The following is a 20,012-nucleotide window of genomic DNA, read 5'->3' on the forward strand; positions in this document are numbered from 1 at the left end:
CCCGCCTCCGGTCAGTCGAACCAGCGGTCCCGGGCCAGTTCCGCCGTGCGCGACGGGTCCTCCAGCAGCGCCGCCACTTCGAAGCGGCGCGGCCACTGGCCCGCCGACCAGGCGAGGCCGGCGGCCACGCCCTCCAGCGTGGACGCGTGCAGCGTGCCGTCGGGGGTGCGGCGCCAGTCGAGCTCCGTGCCGCCCGCGACCAGCTCCTCGTGCTCGACGTACGTCGTCGGAGTGGCCGGACCCAGTAGTACGAGCACCGACTCCGGTACCTCGTGCTCCTCGCCGGGCGTGGTCACCTCCGCCGGAACGGTCGCCGAGAGGCGGCGGACCTGCAGCAGGTCCGCGAGGTCCGCCGCGCGCGCCGGGGGGACTGGCAGCAGCGGCAGCCCCGCCGTCAGCGGGAGCAGGTCCGGCGCGTCCGCGATCACCGCGTCGGCCGCGTCCACCACGAGCACCTCGCCGTCCACCACCGCGCGCAGCTCGTCCGGGAGGGTGACCTGCTCGGGGTCCAGATCGGCCAGCGCGCCGTACAGCCCGTGCAGCTGGTGGCCGGTGACCTCGCGGTCCGGGTCGGCGAGCCGCCCCAGCAGTTCGGCGGCGCCGCCGGGCTCGTCCAGCAGGGCCGCCACGCTGGTCCGTACGCCCAGCGCCCGCAGGACCTGCTCGTCCTCGAAGCCCGTGGCGTCCGCCGAGGTGTAGAGGCCTTGCAGCAGCGGATCGCCGCCCGCCGCGCGCAGGCCCGCCGGGCGGCGGCCGTCGAGCACCGGGTGGTCGCGCAGCCACCAGGCGGTGTACGGGCGCACCGACTGCGTGGTGCCGTCCGGCAGCAGGATCCGCACGGGCTGGGTCAGCGCGTCGCGCAGCGGCGGCTGCGCGAGCATCGCCAGGGCCTGCGGCCAGCAGTCGTCGTCGACGAGGTCGAGGTCGCGGACGGCGATCAGTTCGGTCGCCACCGGCGGGACCGGGAGGTCCGGCAGCTGGTCCAGGAGGTCCTCGCACCACACGTCGACCGCGTCCAGCAGGCCCGCGTCGTCGGGCTCGGCGAAGTCGCCCTCGCGCGGTTCCAGTTCGTCCGGGTCGAGGACCACGTCGGTGGCGCGGACCAGCTGGAAGGTGGCCAGGACCCCGCACGCGGTGAGCGGGCCCGCACCCCACCGCTCGGCGAGGTCCGCGTCCACGTACGGCACCTCGTCCTCGCGGATCACCGAGGCCAGCGGGCTGCCCGGCAGCAGGAGCTCGCCCGCCGGGACCAGTTCCCCCTCCTCGTCCGGCAGGGCCAGCGCGCCGAGCCAGGGCTCGTCGCCCGGCGCCAGTTCGGCGTCCCGGACGAGCCCGAGGACCACCTCGGCCAGCTCGTCGGCGTCCAGGGCGTCGGCGTCCTCGTCCCAGATCTCCCCCGCGTCGAGGGAGGCGGCGACGGCCGCCCGCACCTGCGGGGTCGTCAGGACCGCGCGGGCCGTGGCTGGGAGGGCGCCGAGCTTCTCCAGCAGCGGGTGCGCCGCGTCCGGGTGGGCCACCTTCAGACCCAGCCGGGCCAGGTCCGCCGGCGTGTCCGCGCCGGGCAGCAGGATGTGCCGGGGGCCGATCGAAGTGCGGCCGTCGGCGAGCGGCACGGGCAGCCCCGACAGCCGGTCGGGGTCCACCCCGGCGAGGCTGTCGTAGAGCCGGTGCCACCACTCGGGGGTCCGCTCGATGCCGGCGATCCGCTCGATGGCATCGCCCAGCGGGAGCCGGCCCACCCCCAGGGTGCGCAGCTCGGCCCTGCGCTCCAGGCCCGCCGGCAGCAGGGTCGGCAGCACCTCGGCGAGGACGCGTACGGTGTCGGCGCCCGCGCCCTCCACCACCTCCGCTTCGAAGGGGCGCAGGGCGGCGCGCTCCTCCGCGTGCTCGGGCGGCGCGGCCGGCGCGAGGAAAGCGGTACGGGGCAGGCGCTGGAGGACGGCCGCGCGCAGGGCCCCGTCCAGCTCGCCCTTGCCGAGCGGGCCGGGCACCAGGTCCACGAGGGCGGTCGTCACCGGGTCCCAGGCGCCCAGGAGTTCGGCGTACGCGTCGGCCGCGCGCTCCACGAGGAAGTCGAGCAGCGGCCCCGGCGCGGGATGCCGGCGGGTGGTGTCCAGCGGCAGGGTCGCGATGAGCAGCGCCGGGATGCCCAGCGGTTCGTCGGTGGGGGTCGGGGCGTGCACCACGGGGGCCGTGGCCGGGCGGACCGGGGCGCCGTCGGAGTCGACCGGCACGGCCCAGGACACCGCCCAGGCGGGCCGCAGCCGCTCCTCGACGGGCCGGTCGGCGAGCAGCGCGCGCTCGATGGGGCCGCCGTGGCGGACGGTGCGCCAGCGGTGGGTGACCGTACCGGAGGCGCTGGTGTCCTCGATGACCGTGTACGGGCCCTCGTCGCGCCGGTACAGGGTGCGCGCACCCGCGGTCGGGGTCTCCACGACGACCTCGCGCAGCCCGGGCAGCGTCAGCAGCAGGGCGTCGTCGACGCCCGCCAGCAGCCGTTCCACCAGAGCCTCGGCGGCGGCGTCGCGCAGCGGGAGGACCACGACGGTGTCGTAGCCCTCGGGGGCGGTGCCCTCGGCGGGCAGCGGGAGGCGCAGCAGCGGAACGTGCCCGTCGCGGCGGCGCAGTTCGTCGCCGAGGCCGGGGCTGCCGACGGCCGCGCCCCGGGCCAACTCCCGGGCCTCGGCCAGGGACCAGCGCACGCCGCCGTGGCGGCCGAGCACCGCGGGTTCGTCGGAGACGGCCAGCACGGCCGCGAAGCCGACGCCGAACCGGCCGACGCTGTCGCCGGCGGGCTCCCGCTTGGCGGAGGCGCGCAGCGTGCTCAGCGACTCCACGCCCGTCGCGTCCAGCGGGGCACCGGTGTTGGCGACGGCCAGCAGCGCGTGCCCGCCCTCGCCCTCGTGCAGGGTGAGCCGCAGCCGGCCGGGCACCTTGGCCCGGGCCGCGGCGTCGGCGGCGTTCTGCGCCAACTCGATGACGAGCCGGTCCCGGTAGCCGCCGAGCGCGAGGTCCTCCTCGGCGTTGGCGTCCTCGCGGAACCGGGCCGGGCCCGCACCCCACGCGTCGAGCACCCCGCGCCGCAGCCGGGCCGTGCCGAAGGGGTCCACACCGCTCTGGGCCGCCGTCACTCGCACGCTCACTCCGCTGCCTCCAAAATCGCCGCCGGAGCCCTGAAGGTACCGCGTGCGGGAGAACGCCCACGCCGGTGGCCCCGGGGTGTCCGGGGAACGCCGAAGCCCCCGGCGACAGCAGGTCACCGGGGGCTTCTCGTCGTACCGGGCGGGTAGCGGTCAGAGCTTGTCGATCACGTAGTCGATGCAGGCCGTCAGCGCCTGCACGTCCGCCGGGTCGATCGCCGGGAACATCGCGATGCGGAGCTGGTTGCGGCCGAGCTTGCGGTACGGCTCGGTGTCCACGATCCCGTTGGCGCGCAGCACCTTGGCGACGGCCGCCGCGTCGATGTCGTCCGAGAAGTCGATCGTGCCGATGACGGACGAGCGCTTGTCGGCGTCCACCACGAACGGGGTCGCGTACTTGGACGCCTCCGCCCAGCCGTACAGGTTGCGCGCACTGGCCGCCGTACGGCCGGTGGTGAACTCCAGGCCGCCCTGGCTGTTCATCCACTGCAGCTGCTGGTCCAGCAGGAAGAGGGTGGACAGTGCCGGGGTGTTGTACGTCTGGTTCTTCAGCGAGTTGTCGATCGCCGTCGGCAGCGAGAAGAACTCCGGGATGTGCCGGCTGCCGGAGGCGTGCACGCGGGCGGCGCGCTCCAGGGCGGCCGGGGAGAACGCGGCCAGCCACAGGCCGCCGTCCGAGGCGAAGGACTTCTGCGGGGCGAAGTAGTAGACGTCCGTCTCGGTGATGTCCACCGGCAGACCGCCGGCGCCCGAGGTCGCGTCCACCAGAACGAGGGACCCGGCATCGGCGCCCGCGACGCGCTTGATCGGCGCCGCCACACCCGTCGAGGTCTCGTTGTGGGTGTACGCGTACACGTCCACGCCCGCCTCGGCCACCGGCTCCGGGTGCGTGCCCGGGTCGGAGGAGATCACGGACGGCGCGTCCAGCCACGGCGCGAGCTTCGCGGCCGTGGCGAACTTCGAGGAGAACTCGCCGAAGGTGAGGTGCTGGGACTTCCGCTCGATCAGACCGGCGGTCGCGATGTCCCAGAAGGCGGTGGAGCCGCCGTTGCCCAGGATCACCTCGTACCCCTCGGGGAGGGAGAAGAGGTCCCGGAGGCCCTGGCGCACCGAGCCGACCAGGTTCTTGACCGGGGCCTGGCGGTGTGAGGTTCCGAGCAGGGAGGTACCGGTGGCGGCGAGGGCGTCCAGCGCCTCGGTCCGCACCTTGGAGGGGCCCGCGCCGAAGCGTCCGTCGGCGGGCTTGATGTCAGCGGGAATCTGGATCTCAGCCACGAGCGGAGCGTATCGGGTCCCGGTCCGCGCTCCGGACGCGCGTCCACCCGATGAGACGGTTCCGTCCGGTGGGAGGCTGGTGACGTGACGTCACCCGGTGAACTCGAACGGACATTGCGGGAGAACCTACGCGGGGAGGTCGACTTCGGCGCCGCCGCACGGGCCCTGGCCACCATGGACGCTTCCAACTACCGGCGCGTACCGGTGGGCGTGGTCGCCCCGCGCGACGCCGACGACGTGGCGGCCGCGCTCGCGGTGTGCGCGGAGGCCGGGGTCCCGGTCGTGCCGCGCGGCGGCGGGACCTCCATCGCCGGCCAGGCCACCGGGGTGGGCGTGGTCCTCGACCTCACCCGGCACATGAACGGCCTCGTGTCGGTGGACCCGGCGGCCAGGACGGCCGTGGTCCAGCCCGGACTGGTCCTCGACCGGCTGCGGGACGCCGTGCGCCCGTACGGGCTGACCTTCGGGCCCGACCCGTCCACGCACTCCCGCTGCACCCTCGGCGGCATGATCGGCAACAACGCGTGCGGGGCCCACTCGGTGGCCTGGGGCACCACCGCGGACAACGTGACCGAGCTGGCCGTGACGGCGTACGGGGGCACCGCGCACCGGATCGCGAGCGGCTGGTCGGGCGCCCCGGCCGGCCTGCGGGAGCTGGTCACCGGACACCTGGGACTGCTGCGCACCGGGATGACGCCCGCCGGGATGCCGCCCGGCTTCTCGCGGCGGATCTCCGGCTACGGCGGTCTCGACGCGCTGCTGCCCGAGCGCGGGGTGCAGCTGGCGCGGGCGTTCTGCGGGAGCGAGGGCACGCTCGGGGTGGTGACGGAGGCGGTGGTGCGCCTGGTGGAGGCGCCGCGCGCGCCGGTGCTCGCCGTGCTCGGGTACGCGGACGAGAGCGCGGCGGCGGACGCGGCGGCCGGGCTGCTGCCGTACCGGCCGCTGACGGTGGAGGGGATGGCCGAGGACCTGTTGGGCGGCACGGCCCCGGATGCCCGCTCCGCCCCGGCGCTGCCCCGGGGCGGAGCGTGGCTGTTCGTGGAGATGCCCGACGAGGGCGCGGCGCGGCCCCTGCTGCGGGCCGCCGACGCGGTGGACCGGCTGCTCGTCACCGACCCGGCGGCGCAGCGCGCTCTGTGGCGGATCCGCGAGGACGCGGCGGGCACGGCCACCCGGATGCCGGGGGGCGGGATGGCCTGGCCGGGATGGGAGGACTGCGCGGTGCCGCCGGCCCGGCTGGGGGCGTACCTGAGGGAGTTCCGGGCCCTGCTGGCGGCGCACGGGTTGCACGGATCCCCGTACGGGCACTTCGGCGAGGGCTGCGTCCACGTACGGATCGACTTCGACCTGGTGTCGGCGGCGGGCATCGCCCGCTTCCGGGACTTCTCCGGGGAACTGGCCGACCTGGTCGTCGCGCACGGCGGGTCCCTGTCGGGGGAGCACGGGGACGGGCAGGCGCGGGCGGAGCTGCTGCCGAAGATGTACGGGACGGAGGTGGTCCGGCTCTTCGGCGCGTACAAGGACGTGTGGGACCCGGCGGGCGGGATGAACCCGGGGATGCTGGTCCGGCCCGCGCGACTGGACGAGAACCTGCGCTTCGCGGTGCTGCCGGCCACCTCGTTCGCGGGTGAGGTCGCGCGGTGCGTGGGCGTCGCGAAGTGCCGGACCACGGACACGGGCGCGGGCGCAGGCTCAGGCGCCTCGGTGATGTGCCCGTCGTACCGGGTCACGGGGGAGGAGCAGCACTCCACCCGGGGTCGGGCGCGGCTGCTGCACGAGATGCTGGCCGGGGAGATCGTCACCGACGGCTGGCGCTCGGCGGAGGTCGCCGGGGCGCTCGACCTGTGCCTGGGGTGCAAGGGCTGCCGCAGCGACTGCCCGGTGGGCGTGGACATGGCCGCGTACAAGGCGGAGTTCCTGCACCGCCACTGGGCGGGCCGGATCCGCCCGCTGTCGCACTACGCACTGGGCGGCCTGCCGGACTGGCTCCGGCTGATCGCCGGCCTGCGGGCGGCGCGGGCGGTCAATGCGGCCGTGCGCCTCCTACCGGTACCGGTGCCGGGGCTGACCCCGGAACGGGCCCTGCCGGAGCTGGCGGAGCGGCCGTTCACGCGGGGCGCGGGGCGGCTCGCGCGGGGCGCGGGGCCGAGCTCCGGCTCCGGGCCCGGCCGGCGCTTCGGCTCAGGTTCCGGCCGCGGTTTCGGCCGCGTCGTCACCTTGTGGCCCGACACGTTCACGGAGTACCTCGCCCCCGAGGTCGGCCACGCCGCGCTCCGCGTGCTCCGGGCCGCCGGGCTGGACGCGTCCGTCCCCCGCGGCGGCCGGGTGTGCTGCGGACTGACGTACGTGTCCACCGGTCGCCTCGACCGCGCCCGCACGGTCCTGAGACGAACGCTCGACACCGTCGGCGAGGTCTCCGGCCCCGTCACCGTCCTCGAACCGAGCTGCGCCGCGGCCCTGCGCACCGACCTGCCCGCCCTGCTCCCCGACGACCCCCGGGCGGCCCGCCTCGCGGCGGCGGTGCGGACCTTCGCCGAGACCCTGGAGGAGTGCGCACCGGACTGGCGGCCGCCGCGCCTGGATCGGGAAGTGGTCGGCCAGACCCACTGCCACCAGCACGCGGTGCTGGGGGACGGCCCCGACCGGCGGCTGCGGGAACGGGCCGGGCTGGTGGGCGAGCTCAGCGGGGGCTGCTGCGGGCTGGCGGGCAACTTCGGCTTCGAGCCGGGGCACCACGAGGTGTCGGTGGCCTGTGCGGAGGAACAGCTGCTCCCGTCCCTGCGCGCGGCGCCGCGGGACGCCGTGATCCAGGCGGACGGGTTCTCGTGCCGTACGCAGATCGCCCAGCTGGGCGGGGTCCGGGGCCGGCACCTGGCGGAGCTCCTGGCGGAGGGGCTGGGCGAAGGGGGGTAGCGCAGAGTTCTTACGGTTGTAAGGCAGGACATGCGGCGACACTCCTTACGGGCCCTTAGTCTGGAGAGATGCCCGCACCTTCCTCTTCGTCCTCCCCGGCGGCCTTGCCGGCCGTCGCCGCACCGGCCCCGTCGCCCGCCCAGGGCCCCGGTTCGGGCTCCGCTTCCGCTTCCGGTTCGGGTTCGGGTTCCGGTTCGGGCCTCAGTTCCGGCCTCGGTCCCGTGGCGCTGGTGATCTCGGCGGGGATCTCGGTGCAGTTCGGTGCCGCGCTCGCGGTCATGATCATGCCGAGGGCGGGTGCGGCGGGCGTGGTCACCCTGCGGCTCGCGGCCGCCGCGCTCGTGCTGCTGGTCCTGTGCCGCCCGAAGGTGCGCGGCTACTCCCGTTCCGACTGGGGCACGGTGCTCGCCTTCGGCGTCGCCATGGCCGGTATGAACGGCCTCTTCTACCAGTCCATCGACCGGATCCCGCTCGGTCCCGCGGTCACCCTGGAGGTCCTCGGACCGCTCGCCCTCTCCGTCATCGTCTCCCGGCGCCTGGTCAACGTCTTGTGGGCCGGCCTCGCACTCGGTGGTGTGGTCCTGCTGTCCGGGCACGGCGGGGGCGGCCCCAGCTTCGGTTCCCTCGACCCGCTGGGCGCGGCGTTCGCGCTCGGGGCGGGCGCGATGTGGGCGGCGTACATCGTGTTCAGCGCGCGTACCGGCCGCCGCTTCCCGCAGGCGGACGGGCTCGCGCTGGCGATGGCGGTGGCCGCGGTCATCTCGCTTCCGCTGGGCATCGCCGAAGCAGGCCCGGCCCTGCTGGTCCCGAGCACGCTCGCGCTGGGTGTGGGCGTGGCCGTCCTGTCCTCCGTCCTGCCGTACACCCTGGAACTGCTCGCGCTGCGGCGGATGCCGGCGCCGACCTTCGCGATCCTGATGAGCCTGGAGCCGGCCATCGCCGCGGCCGCGGGCTTCCTCGTCCTGAACCAGGCCATGTCCGCACTGGACGCCCTGGCCGTCGCCCTCGTGATCGCGGCCAGCATGGGTGCGGTCCGCTCGCAGATCCGGAAGAAGGCCGCCTGATGGACGTCGCCACCTACCTGGCCGCGGTCCCCGAGGCCCGACGGGAGGCCCTGGTACGGCTGCGGGAGCTGTGCCTGGAGGAGCTGACCGGGTTCGAGGAGGGGATCGCGTACGGGATGCCGGTGTACGTGCGGGCGGGCGGGACCGCCGGCGAGATCGCCTGGGCGAACCAGAAGCAGTACATCTCCTTCTACCTGATGCGCACGGACGTCCGGGACGCCTTCGCGGACCGCCTGGCCCCCCACGACATGGGCAAGGCCTGCCTGCGCTTCCGCAACCCCGCCAAGGTCGACTTCGACCTCCTGCGGGACCTCCTGCGGGCGACGGCGCAGGCGGGCGGGGGAGCGGGCGGGGCGGGCTGAGGGAAGGTCGAGGGAGGGTCGAGGGAGGTACGGGGCCTGCGTACGCGGGGCCGTCACAGCGCGGGGTGGATCCGGCGGGCGGGAGCCTCTTGATCGGCGTCGGGGACGTGTTCGGGGGTTCCCGGCAGTCCCATCGTCCTTCCGTGTCGGGCCGGTCCCTCAAGGGCGCTCGTTCCTCGCGTCGCTGCGCGATGGCCTGCGGCCACCCTTGACCGACCGTCCCGCCCCGGAGATACGAAGACACTGCCGGGAACCCCCGAAGGGAACGGCCGGGGGGATGCCTTCAGGCGCGGGGCCGTCGGACACGCCCGGGCAGATCCCGGTGGGGCACGGTCCCGAGACGGGGCCCACCGGGACGGCCTCCGGGTCGGTGGGCGCGTCCGATCGCTACGCGCTTTTCATTCTTCGGCGTGTTCGGCCCGTCTGGGGTTGGACGGAGGCCGCCCGCCACGTGTTCGGCCCGTCTGGGGCTGGACGGAGGCCGCCCGCCACCTACGGGGTGAGATCGAGGACCCGGACCGGCTGTCCGACCCATCGCTTCGGGGCCGTGGTGGCGACCACCGCGCCTGCGGGCCGGTCGGGCGTCGGCTGTGCCACGTACAGGCTGTGTGCCTCGGCCCAGCTTTCGTACGTCGACACGGCGAGTGCGGCCGGTAGGTCCAGGTCGACGACGGTGATGCCGGGAAGCGCTGCAAGGTGCTCGGCGGTGCCGGGGCGAGCCCGGTCGGCTTCGACGAGCGCGCAGGTGGGCGCGTACAGGTACCAGCCCGTTTCCGCGTGGGCGCGATGGATGAGTCGTGAAGCCAGGATGTTCCCCAGCCCGGCCGCCTCCATGGCCGTCTCGTCCAGGACGATGTGCATCGACTCGGTCACTGGGGCATCGCCTGCGCGAGGCGTCGGTCGAGCTCGCTGTCGAGGTCCTGCTGCTGGGCCGCTGTGGGGGCGTAGCCGTTCCACTCCTTCAGGGCGGCCCGGGCCGCTTCGGCCCGCTCGGCGCGCTCGGCCGGGGTCAGGAGTGTTTCCGCCAAGCGCGCCAGGTAGGCGCGAAGGGACAGGCCCTCGGCGGCCGCTATGGCGGCCAGTCTGTCCTTGGCCTCTTCCGGGATACGGACGTTGGCATCGGGCATGGTGGTGCTCCTTCCCATCCCCTTAGGGTACGGGTACGTACCCGTACCCCACTATGGTGCTGACAGAACTGCCGCAGAGATGGGGCCGCCACCGGGCTCAGTGCTGGATCAGACCGCCGACCCGGACGGCGGCGACGTGGCCCGTTGCGGGGAGGGTGTGCGACAGTGCGAGGCCGATGTCGACCAGCGAGGAGCGGCGGAGTCCGGTGACGTCGGGGATCGGGGTCCAGGCCGACTCGACGACCGCGCCGTCAGGCTCCGGCCGGAGCCGGCCGCCGGTGATGCGCACCCGGTAGAAGACACCGACGTTCTGGTGGTCCGGGCCGCCGGGTACGGAGCGTTCGGCCGCGGGGATCAGCCTGGAGTCCACACCCAGCAGGCGATCGACCACGGCGTCGCAGCCGGTCTCCTCGGCAACCTCCCGGATCACCGCGTCGAACGGATCCTCCCCGTGCTCGACCCTGCCGCCCGGAAGGAACCAGGTGCTCCTGCCCTCCGGAGACACATGGCGGGCGAGCAGCACCCGGCCGTCCTCGATGCACACGGCGTAGGCCGCCAACCGGAAACTCATGTCCGTACCCTCCGTCGAACCGTGTCCGATGGCCAAGCCCGCCCGGTCGGTCGTGGCGGCCGGGCGGGCGCGCGGGATCAGCCGAGGGGGAGGTCCAGGTAGGACGGGGTGGGCTCCGGGGAGGTGAACGCCAGGGTGGCGCGGGGCAGGTTGGCGTCGGCGTAGAAGGGGTCGCGGGCGTCGATCACCAGCATCAGGCGGTGGCCGCGCGGCACGTCGTAGGCCGTGGCCTGGAGGTCGATGTCCGCGCTGATCAGGCTGTCGGGCGGGGAGTCGACGTCGGTGTACGGGGCGTGCGTGATGAGGTGCGCCGTGCCGTCGGGTGCCGTGTCGAGGAGGTACGCGACGAAGGTGGATCCGGTGTTCGCCGCCCGGTACGTCACGCGCAGCCGCGGTGTGCCGCGCAGTCGGGTGGTCTCCCCGGCCGGTTCCGACGTCCACACGGCGGCGACGGTCCGGTCGATGTCCTGGGTCCGGTAGACCTTCGGGCGGCCGGCGATCTCCGCGTAGCCGGACTGCACCACCTTGTCGGCGACGGTCGCCGGGGTGTCCACCCCGCACAGCACGGTCGAGGTCCAACCGGCCTGTGGTTCGTCGCCGAGTTCGCCGTCGTCCGCCAGGTGCAGCCGTTCCAGGCGTTCGGTGAGGGAGGGCCAGGTGGGGCGGGGTTCGAGGGTTTTGCTCCACATGATCTCGCCGAGCACCTGGCCCTCGGCGTCGATGCCGTTGTCGATCTCCTTGAGGTGGTGGTCGAGCCAGCGGTGGGCGTCCGTCCAGATCCGGTTGGGCAGACCGAGTATTCCGGTCATCTCGGGGCCGGAGTGGTCGCCGATGGAGACGGCGAGGCGTTTGGGGCCGGTCAGTTCGTTGAACATCTTCAGCGTCTGGTTGGGCGGGAAGAGGGTCTCGTGCCAGGCGAGCGAGAAGAAGACCGGCACCTGACGGCGGTTGAGTTCCTTGATGTGGGTGAAGGGCGAGCGGGTCTCCGCCCAGCGCAGGGTGCCCTGGACGTCGCGGTTGGCGAGGACGTTGTCGAAGACGCTCTGCGTCTGCGGGCTCAGTCGGGCCTTCGCGGCCGCGTCGAGCAGGGCCCGTACGGCCGCGATGTGCCGGGTGGAGTTCTCGTAGAAGGCCTCGCCGAGGTCGCCCCAGGTGCTGAGCGCGACCACGGCGTCGATGCGGGTGTCGTGCGCGGCGACGAGCTGGCTGATGCCGGAGCCGTACGAGTCCCCGAGGAAGCCGATCTTCGTCACCGGGCCGGTGCTGCGCTCGATGAGGTGGTCCAGGGCCCGGCTGCCGTCGGCGACGTCGAGCGGGCCCGCCACGTCGACCTGGCCCTCGGAGCCGGCGAAGCCTCGGGTGGAGTAGGCGAGGACGTTGTAACCGCGGGCGGCGAAGAGGGAGGCCTGGACGGCGTACGGGAGCCAGCCCAGGCCGGACCAGGGCGAGGGCATGATGATCGCGGGGCGCGGCTGGGTTCCGGTGTGTCGCCAGAGCGCGGCGTCGAGGAGGTCCCCGTCGGCGCCGGTCACCTTGCCGCGGGTGAAGACGGCGACCGAGCGGACCTCGGCGATCTCGGCGGCGCGGGCGGGGGCGAGGCCGGTGACGTCGCCGCTCTCCAGGGCGGTCACGAAGGCGGTGAGGGCGGTCGCGTCGAGTTCGGGATAGAGGGAGAAGGGGGTGCGGGCGGCTGGAGTCACGTCAGTCCATCCTCTTCGTCGTCTTCGTCGAGTGACACGAACTGGTGCGCCCGCCCGGGCCCGGAGCGGAACGTTCAGTATCGAGGGGACATCCAGTGACGTATCGCGAGTTTCCGGCTTACGGCCGAAATCGCCCCCACTGCGCCCGCGGGCCGTCGAGCGGCGGGACCTGCGGCCGGCGCTGTGCGCGACAACTGCCTTTCCCGTGAAGTGGTTTGGCTCGGGTGGCGGGAAGGCGTCGCCACTCGAGAAAATCATGCAAGCATGCTTGATTGTTTTGCCGGGTGCTGCCAGTCTTCCCCTCACGCCGAGAAAGGGAGCGCACCGTGCCCGATCCGTCCGCCGTCGACGCAGCCGTCGCCGTCTTCGCAGATCTGCGCGAGGAAGGCCGCGAACTGGACTCCGTGGTAGCAGAGTTGACCGCCCCCGACTGGGCCCGGGCCACCCCCGCGCCCGGCTGGACCATCGCCCACCAGATCGCCCACCTGCACTGGACCGACCGGGCCTCGCTGCTCTCCCTCACCGACGCCGTCGGCTTCGGCCACATGGCCGAGGAGGCCCTGAAGGCCCCCAACACCTTCGTCGACGAGGGCGCGCGCGAGGGCGCGGAGCTGGCCCCCGCCGAGCTGCTCGCCCGCTGGCGCGCCACGCGTGCCGCCCTCGACGAGGCGTTGTCCGAAGCCTCGCCCGACACCCGCTTCCCCTGGTACGGGCCGCCGATGAAGGCCGCCTCCATGGCCAGCGCCCGGCTGATGGAGACCTGGGCGCACGGCCAGGACGTCGCCGACGCGCTCGGCGTCCACCGCACCCCGACCGCGCGGCTGCGGCACGTGGCGCGGATCGGCGTACGGGCCCGCGACTACGCCTACGCCGTACGCGGACTGCCCGCGCCCGCCGAGCAGTTCCGGGTGGAGCTGACGGCCCCCGAGGGCCCCGAGGTGTGGACTTACGGCCCGCCGGACGCCCCGCAGCGGATCACCGGCCCGGCGCTCGACTTCTGCCTGCTGGTCACCCAGCGGGCCCACCGCGCCGACCTCGAGCTCATCGCGACCGGCCCCGACGCGGACCGCTGGCTGGACATCGCCCAGGCCTTCGCCGGCCCGGCGGGAGCCGGCCGGGAGCCGGGGGCCGCGCGGTGACCCGGCGCCCCCTCGTCATCGGCAACGCCTCGGGTTTCTACGGGGATCGTTTCGGCGCCCTGCGCGAGATGGTGACCGGCGGCCCGCTGGACGTGCTGACCGGCGACTACCTCGCCGAGCTGACCATGCTGATCCTGGGCCGCGACCGTCTGAAGAACCCGGACCTCGGCTACGCCAAGACCTTCCTGCGCCAGTTGGAGGAGGGGCTCGGGCTCGCGCACGAGCGCGGCGTGCGGATCGTTACGAACGCCGGCGGCCTCAACCCGGCCGGACTCGCCGACGCCGTAATGGCTTTGGCGGCGAAGGTGGGCGTCCCGGTGCGGGTCGCCCACGTCGAGGGCGACGACCTCACCGCACGGACGGACGGGGCCCTGACGGCCAACGCCTACCTCGGGGGCGCCGGGATCACGGCCTGCCTGCGGGCGGGCGCCGACGTGGTGGTCACCGGCCGGGTCACGGACGCGGCACTGGTGAGCGGCCCGGCGGCCTGGTGGTTCGACTGGGCCGCGGACGACTACGACCGGTTGGCGGGGGCGGTGGCCGCGGGCCACGTCTTGGAGTGCGGCACCCAAGCCACCGGCGGCAACTACTCCTTCTTCGCCCGGCACGACGTCCGCCGCCCCGGCTTCCCGCTGGCGGAGATCTCCGCGGACGGCTCGGCGGTCATCACGAAACACCCCGGCACGGGCGGAGCCGTCACCGCCGGCACCGTCACCGCCCAACTCCTCTACGAAACCCAGGGCGTGCGCTACCTGGGCCCGGACGTGACCACCCGTCTGGACACCGTCCGGCTGACCGACGAGGGTGCCGACCGGGTACGGCTCACGGGAGTGCGCGGAGAGGCCCCGCCGCCCTCCCTGAAGGTGGGCGTCACCCGGATCGGCGGCTGGCGCAACGAGGTCGTCTTCGTCCTGACGGGCCTGGACGTCGAGGCCAAGGCGGACCTCGTCCGCACCCAACTGGCCGAGGTGTTGGAAGGCGTGGTTGACGCCACCTGGACCCTGGCCCGCACCGACCACGAGGACGCCGACACGCAGGAGACGGCCTCCGCCCTCCTGCGACTGGTCGTCCGCGACCCGTCCCCGGACCGGGTGGGCCGCGCCCTGACCTCGACGGCGATCGAACTGGCCCTCGGCAGCTACCCGGGCTTCCACGTCACCGCCCCACCGGGCCCGGCGCAGCCCTACGGCGTCTTCACCTCGACCCTGGTCCCGTCGGACGAGGTCCCGCACGTGGCGGTCCTCCCGGACGGCACCCACGTACGAGTCCCGGCCCCACCGCCCCAGCCCCCCGCACATCCAGCCCCGCCGGCGGAGCCCCCTGCACCCCCAGTCCCACCGGCGGAGTCCCCCGCATTTCCAGCCCCGCCGGCGTTTGAGGCGCGGGGGTCCGGGGGCGGAGCCCCCGAAGGGGTCGGGGGCGGAGCCCCCGCCGGGTCCGGGGCGGAGCCCCGGGAGACCGTCCGCGCCCCCCTCGGGGCGCTGGCCGGGGCCCGCAGCGGCGACAAGGGCGGGGACGCCAACGTCGGGGTGTGGGTCGAGACCGACCCCGCCTGGGACTGGCTGCGCGACACCCTCACCGCCGAGGTGTTCCAGGAACTGCTCCCCGAGACCGCGCAGCACACCGTCACCCGCCACGAGCTGCCGCTGCTGAGGGCCCTCAACTTCACCGTCACCGGCATCCTCGGCGACGGCGTCGCCTCCGGCCACCGCTTCGACCCCCAGGCCAAGGCCCTCGGCGAATGGCTCCGCGCCCGCCACCTCGACATTCCCGTCGCCCTCCTCCCGGCCCCGGAGGCCACCCCATGACCCGCCTCGGCACCACCGTCGACCCGCACGCCCCCGAGCACGCGCAGGCCCGTACCGCCGCGCTGGAACGCCTCGCCGCCCTCGACGCCGAGCACGCCAAGGCCCTGCAGGGCGGCGGCGAGAAGTACACGGCCCGCCACCGGGCCCGCGGCAAGCTCCTGGCGCGCGAGCGCGTCGAGCTGCTCCTCGACCCCGACACCCCGTTCCTGGAACTGTCCCCGCTCGCCGCCTGGGGCAGCGACTACCCCGTCGGCGCCTCCATGGTCACCGGCATCGGCACCGTCGAGGGCGTCGAGTGCCTGATCACCGCCAACGACCCCACCGTCCGCGGCGGCGCCTCCAACCCGTGGACGCTGAAGAAGGCGCTGCGCGCCAACGAGATCGCCCGGCAGAACCGCCTCCCCTGCATCAGCCTCGTGGAGTCCGGCGGCGCCGACCTGCCCTCCCAGAAGGAGATCTTCATCCCGGGCGGCGCGGTCTTCCGCGACCTCACCCGGCTCTCGGCCGAAGGCATCCCGACCGTCGCCGTCGTCTTCGGCAACTCCACCGCCGGAGGCGCGTACGTTCCCGGCATGTCCGACCACACGATCATGATCAAGGACCGTTCCAAGGTGTTCCTCGGCGGTCCGCCCCTGGTCAAGATGGCCACCGGCGAAGAGAGCGACGACGAGTCCCTCGGCGGCGCCGACATGCACGCCCGCGTCTCCGGACTCGCCGACCACTACGCCCTCGACGAGCACGACGCGATCCGCCAGGCCCGCCGCGTCGTGGCCCGCCTGAACCACCGCAAGCCGCGCCAGGACCCGCCGAAGGCCCAGGAACCCCTCCACGACCCCGAGGAACTCCTCGGCATCGTCCCGCCCGACCTGAAGACCCCCTTCGACCCGCGCGAGGTCATCGCCCGGATCGTCGACGCCTCCGACTTCGACGAGTTCAAGCCCTTCTACGGCCCCAGCCTCGTCACCGGCTGGGCCACCCTGCACGGCTACCCGGTCGGCATCCTCGCCAACGCGCAGGGCGTGCTGTTCAGCGCCGAGTCCCAGAAGGCCGCACAGTTCATCCAGCTCGCCAACCAGCGCGACATCCCCCTCCTCTTCCTCCACAACACCACCGGCTACATGGTCGGCAAGGAGTACGAGCAGGGCGGCATCATCAAACACGGCTCGATGATGATCAACGCGGTCTCCAACTCGAAGGTCCCGCACCTGTCCGTACTCATCGGCGCGAGCTACGGCGCCGGCCACTACGGCATGTGCGGCCGCGCCTACGAACCCCGCTTCCTCTTCGCCTGGCCCAGCGCCAAGTCCGCCGTCATGGGGCCCCAGCAGCTGGCCGGAGTGCTCTCCATCGTGTCCCGCCAGTCGGCCGCCGCCAAGGGCCTCCCGTACGACGAGGAACAGGACGCCGGAATGCGAGCCTTCGTCGAAGCGCAGATCGAGTCCGAGTCCCTCCCGATGTTCCTGTCCGGGCGGATCTACGACGACGGGGTCATCGACCCGCGCGACACCCGTACCGTCCTCGGCCTGTGCCTGTCGGCCGTCCACAACGCCCCCGTCGAGGGCGCCCGTGGCGGCTTCGGCGTCTTCCGGATGTGAGCCCGCACATGACGAACCTGACCTCCCTCCTCGTCGCCAACCGCGGCGAGATCGCCGTCCGGATCTTCCGCACCGCCCGCGCCCTGGGCCTGGCCACCGTCGCCGTCCACTCCGACCCGGACGCCGACGCCCTGCACGTCCGCGACGCCGACGCGGCCGTACGGCTGCCCGGCGCGGCCCCCGCCGACACCTACCTGCGCGGCGACCTCATCATCAAGGCCGCCCTCGCCGCGGGCGCCGACGCCGTCCACCCCGGCTACGGCTTCCTCTCCGAGAACGCCGACTTCGCCCGCGAAGTCCTGGCCGCCGGACTGACCTGGATCGGCCCGCCCCCCGAAGCCATCGAGGCCATGGCCTCCAAGATCCGGGCCAAGGAACTGATGCGCACCGCCGGGGTGCCGCTCCTCGACCCCGTCGATCCAGCCGCCGCCACGGCCGCCGACCTGCCCCTCCTCCTCAAGGCCGCGGCCGGCGGCGGTGGCCGCGGCATGCGCGTGGTCCGCGACCTCGAGCAGCTGGGGGAGGCCCTCGACGCCGCCTCGGCCGAGGCCCGCTCCGCCTTCGGGGACGGCGAGGTCTTCGCCGAGCCCTACGTGGAACGCGGCCGCCACGTCGAGGTGCAGATCCTTGCCGACGCCCACGGCACCGTCTGGGCGCTGGGCACCCGCGACTGCTCCCTCCAGCGGCGCCACCAGAAGGTCATCGAGGAGGCGCCGGCACCGGGCCTGCCGGACGCCCTGCGCGAGAGCCTCCACACCGCAGCCGTCGCCGCGGCCCGCGCGGTCTCGTACGAGGGCGCGGGCACCGTCGAGTTCCTCGTCACCGCCGACGGACGCCCGTACTTCCTCGAGATGAACACCCGACTCCAAGTCGAACACCCCGTCACCGAAGCCGTCTTCGGGCTCGACCTCGTCGCCCTGCAGCTGCGCGTCGCCGAGGGCGAGGCCCTGCCCCCGGCGCCCCCGCAGCCCACCGGCCACGCCGTCGAAGCCCGCCTCTACGCCGAAGACCCCGCCCGGGACTGGCGCCCGCAGACCGGCGTCCTGCACACCCTCGCCATCCCGGGCGAGATCCGCGTGGACACCGGCTTCACCGACGGGGACACCGTCGGCATCCACTACGACCCCATGCTCGCCAAGGTCGTCGCCCACGCCCCCACCCGCGCCGGGGCCGTCCGGGCCCTCGCCGCCGCCCTCGCCGGAGCCCGCATCCACGGGCTCACCACCAACCGCGAACTCCTTGTGGGCTCCCTGCGGCACCCGGAGTTCGCCGCCGCGCAGCTCGACACCGGCTTCTACGACCGCCACCTCGACACCCTCACCGGCAGTGCCCCGGACGCCGCTCCGGCCGCCCTCGCCGCCGCCCTCGCCGAAGCGGCCCCCGGCCCGGACGCCCCGCTCGCCGCCCGCCTCGGCGGCTGGCGCAACGTCCGCTCCCAGCCCCAGACCCGCCGCTACACCGCGGCCGGCACCGAGTACGAGGTCCAGTACCACCCGGTGAACCACCCCGGTGTCCGGGTCGTCTCCACCTCCCCGGACCTCGTCACCCTCGAAGTCGACGGAATCCGCCGTGCGTTCCACGTGAAACAAAAATCGAACGAGATCTACGTGGACTCCGCACTCGGCGCCCACACCTTCACTCCCGTCCCCCGCTTCCCGGACCCCCAGGACCGGACCGAACCGGGCTCGCTGCTCGCCCCCATGCCCGGCACCGTCGTCCGCATCGCCGAGGGCCTGGCCCCCGGCAGCCCCGTCACCGCCGGCCAGCCCCTGCTCTGGCTGGAGGCCATGAAGATGGAGCACCGCATCCTCGCTCCCGCCTCCGGCAAGCTCACCGCGCTCCACGTCGCCACCGGCCAACAGGTCGAGTTCGGCGCCCTGCTCGCCGTAGTCCAGGAGGAACCGCAAGCATGAGCACCGTCATCGAAACCGAAGAGCACACCGCCCTGCGCGCCGCCGTCGCCGCACTCGGACAGCGCTACGGCCGCGACTACCTCACCCGTGTCGCCCGCGAGGGCGGCCACCCCGACGAGCTGTGGGCCGACGCCGCGAAGCTCGGCTACCTCGGGGTCAACCTGCCCGAGGAGTACGGCGGCGGGGGCGGCGGCATCGCCGAACTCTCCATCGTCCTGGAAGAACTCGGGGCCGCGGGCTGTCCCCTCCTCATGATGGTCGTCTCGCCCGCCATCTGCGGCACGGTCATCGCCCGCTTCGGCACGGACGCCCAGAAGGAGGCCTGGCTGCCGGGCCTCGCCGACGGCAGCCGCACCATGGCCTTCGGCATCACCGAACCCGACGCCGGGTCCAACTCCCACCGGATCACCACCACGGCCCGCCGCGACGGCGAGGACTGGATCCTCACCGGCCGCAAGGTCTTCATCTCCGGCGTCGACATCGCCGACGCCACCCTCATCGTCGGCCGCACCGAAGACGCTCGTACCGGCAGCCTCAAGCCCTGCCTGTTCATCGTGCCGCGCGACGCCCCCGGCTTCACCCGCTCGGTCATCGACATGGAACTGGCCGCCGCGGAGAAGCAGTTCGAACTCACCCTGGACGAGGTCCGCCTGCCCTCCTCGGCCCTGGTCGGCGACGAGGACGCGGGCCTGCTCCAGTTGTTCGCCGGACTCAACCCCGAGCGGATCATGACAGCCGCCTTCGCCATCGGGATGGGCCGCCACGCCCTCGCCAAGGCCGTCGACTACGCGAAGACCCGCCAGGTCTGGAAGGCGCCCATCGGCGCCCACCAGGCCGTGGCCCACCCGCTGGCCCAGGCGCACATCGAACTGGAACTGGCCCGCCTGATGACCCAAAAGGCGGCCGCGCTGTACGACGCGGGCGACGACATGGGCGCGGGCGAGGCGGCCAACATGGCCAAGTACGCCGCCGGGGAGGCCTGCGTCCGTGCGGTGGACCAGGCGGTCCACACCCTCGGCGGCAACGGCCTGACCCGCGAATACGGCCTGGCCTCCCTCATCACCGCGGCCCGCGTGGCCCGCATCGCCCCGGTCAGCCGCGAGATGATCCTGAACTTCATCTCCCACCAAACCCTGGGCCTACCGAAGTCCTACTAGCGTGTCCGGCGTGTCCGGCGGGTCCGAATCCCCACCGGGCTCCGCCCGGACCCGCGCCTCAATCGCCGGCGAGGCTGGAGGCGCGGGCCCGTGCCTTGTGCGTCGGCGGGGGCATGTGGTGGTGGGTGGGGGTCGGGGCGGGGGGGCCGGGGGGGGGGGGGGGGGGGGCGGCGCCCGGGGGGGGGGGGGGGGGGGGGGGGGGGGGGGGGGGGGCGGGCGCGGGGGGGGCCCCCCCCCCCCCCCCCCCC

At 74.0% G+C, this 20,012-nt stretch carries 14 protein-coding genes; 8 read left to right on the top strand and 6 right to left on the bottom strand.

What is annotated here, in order from left to right:
- Nucleotides 1–11 precede the first annotated feature (11 nt).
- The gene (locus tag ACIQK6_RS19375) at nucleotides 12–3,143 is read right to left on the bottom strand and encodes a sacsin N-terminal ATP-binding-like domain-containing protein (RefSeq protein WP_402695135.1); all 3,132 of its coding nucleotides are present in this window, start codon (nucleotides 3,141–3,143) and stop codon (nucleotides 12–14) included.
- 150 nt (nucleotides 3,144–3,293) lie between these two features.
- The gene (serC, locus tag ACIQK6_RS19380) at nucleotides 3,294–4,415 is read right to left on the bottom strand and encodes a phosphoserine transaminase (RefSeq protein WP_030013037.1); all 1,122 of its coding nucleotides are present in this window, start codon (nucleotides 4,413–4,415) and stop codon (nucleotides 3,294–3,296) included.
- 174 nt (nucleotides 4,416–4,589) lie between these two features.
- Here serC and ACIQK6_RS19385 point away from each other — a divergent pair, with 174 nt between their 5' ends.
- The 3 genes from ACIQK6_RS19385 (at nucleotide 4,590) to ACIQK6_RS19395 (ending at nucleotide 8,754) form a co-directional block, all read left to right on the top strand.
- Nucleotides 4,590–7,328, top strand: coding sequence for an FAD-binding and (Fe-S)-binding domain-containing protein (locus ACIQK6_RS19385; RefSeq protein WP_329107827.1), 2,739 nt, complete (start codon nucleotides 4,590–4,592; stop codon nucleotides 7,326–7,328).
- Between the two features lie 68 nt (nucleotides 7,329–7,396).
- Complete coding sequence (locus ACIQK6_RS19390) at nucleotides 7,397–8,392, top strand: EamA family transporter (RefSeq protein WP_402695136.1); 996 nt, start codon at nucleotides 7,397–7,399, stop codon at nucleotides 8,390–8,392.
- The gene (locus tag ACIQK6_RS19395; protein ID WP_329100784.1) at nucleotides 8,392–8,754 is read left to right on the top strand and encodes a DUF1801 domain-containing protein; all 363 of its coding nucleotides are present in this window, start codon (nucleotides 8,392–8,394) and stop codon (nucleotides 8,752–8,754) included. Before ACIQK6_RS19390 ends, ACIQK6_RS19395 begins: the two co-directional genes overlap by 1 nt.
- Before the next feature lie 492 nt (nucleotides 8,755–9,246).
- On the opposite strand, the gene ACIQK6_RS19400 is transcribed toward ACIQK6_RS19395, so the two are convergent.
- The 4 genes from ACIQK6_RS19400 to ACIQK6_RS19415 all read right to left on the bottom strand — a co-directional run bounded on the left by ACIQK6_RS19400 (nucleotide 9,247) and on the right by ACIQK6_RS19415 (nucleotide 12,152).
- Entirely contained in the window at nucleotides 9,247–9,615 is a 369-nt protein-coding gene (locus tag ACIQK6_RS19400; protein WP_329107829.1) for a hypothetical protein, read from the bottom strand.
- A gap of 8 nt (nucleotides 9,616–9,623) precedes the next feature.
- The gene (locus ACIQK6_RS19405; RefSeq protein ID WP_329100786.1) at nucleotides 9,624–9,881 is read right to left on the bottom strand and encodes a hypothetical protein; all 258 of its coding nucleotides are present in this window, start codon (nucleotides 9,879–9,881) and stop codon (nucleotides 9,624–9,626) included.
- Between the two features lie 97 nt (nucleotides 9,882–9,978).
- The gene (locus ACIQK6_RS19410) at nucleotides 9,979–10,452 is read right to left on the bottom strand and encodes an NUDIX hydrolase (RefSeq protein WP_329100788.1); all 474 of its coding nucleotides are present in this window, start codon (nucleotides 10,450–10,452) and stop codon (nucleotides 9,979–9,981) included.
- Between the two features lie 77 nt (nucleotides 10,453–10,529).
- Nucleotides 10,530–12,152 carry a CocE/NonD family hydrolase gene (locus tag ACIQK6_RS19415; RefSeq protein WP_402695137.1) on the bottom strand — a complete coding sequence of 541 codons (1,623 nt, stop codon included), beginning with the start codon at nucleotides 12,150–12,152 and terminating at the stop codon, nucleotides 10,530–10,532.
- Nucleotides 12,153–12,478: 326 nt separating this feature from the next.
- Between ACIQK6_RS19415 and ACIQK6_RS19420 the strand changes: the two genes are divergently transcribed.
- The 5 genes from ACIQK6_RS19420 (at nucleotide 12,479) to ACIQK6_RS19440 (ending at nucleotide 19,764) form a co-directional block, all read left to right on the top strand.
- The gene (locus ACIQK6_RS19420; RefSeq protein ID WP_402695138.1) at nucleotides 12,479–13,291 is read left to right on the top strand and encodes a TIGR03084 family metal-binding protein; all 813 of its coding nucleotides are present in this window, start codon (nucleotides 12,479–12,481) and stop codon (nucleotides 13,289–13,291) included.
- 68 nt (nucleotides 13,292–13,359) lie between these two features.
- A complete protein-coding gene (locus ACIQK6_RS19425; RefSeq protein WP_402695147.1) occupies nucleotides 13,360–15,099 on the top strand; it encodes an acyclic terpene utilization AtuA family protein in 1,740 nt (579 codons plus the stop codon).
- Nucleotides 15,096–16,694 carry a carboxyl transferase domain-containing protein gene (locus ACIQK6_RS19430; protein ID WP_329100797.1) on the top strand — a complete coding sequence of 533 codons (1,599 nt, stop codon included), beginning with the start codon at nucleotides 15,096–15,098 and terminating at the stop codon, nucleotides 16,692–16,694. The genes ACIQK6_RS19425 and ACIQK6_RS19430 overlap by 4 nt, the downstream gene beginning before the upstream one ends.
- Before the next feature lie 8 nt (nucleotides 16,695–16,702).
- Nucleotides 16,703–18,607 (top strand): biotin carboxylase N-terminal domain-containing protein, encoded by a 1,905-nt coding sequence (locus ACIQK6_RS19435; RefSeq protein ID WP_329100799.1) that lies wholly within the window; start codon nucleotides 16,703–16,705, stop codon nucleotides 18,605–18,607.
- A complete protein-coding gene (locus ACIQK6_RS19440) occupies nucleotides 18,604–19,764 on the top strand; it encodes an acyl-CoA dehydrogenase (RefSeq protein WP_329100801.1) in 1,161 nt (386 codons plus the stop codon). Before ACIQK6_RS19435 ends, ACIQK6_RS19440 begins: the two co-directional genes overlap by 4 nt.
- Nucleotides 19,765–20,012 lie beyond the last annotated feature (248 nt).

This window comes from Streptomyces sp. NPDC091682 (genome assembly GCF_044756625.1).
Lineage (GTDB): Bacteria > Actinomycetota > Actinomycetes > Streptomycetales > Streptomycetaceae > Streptomyces.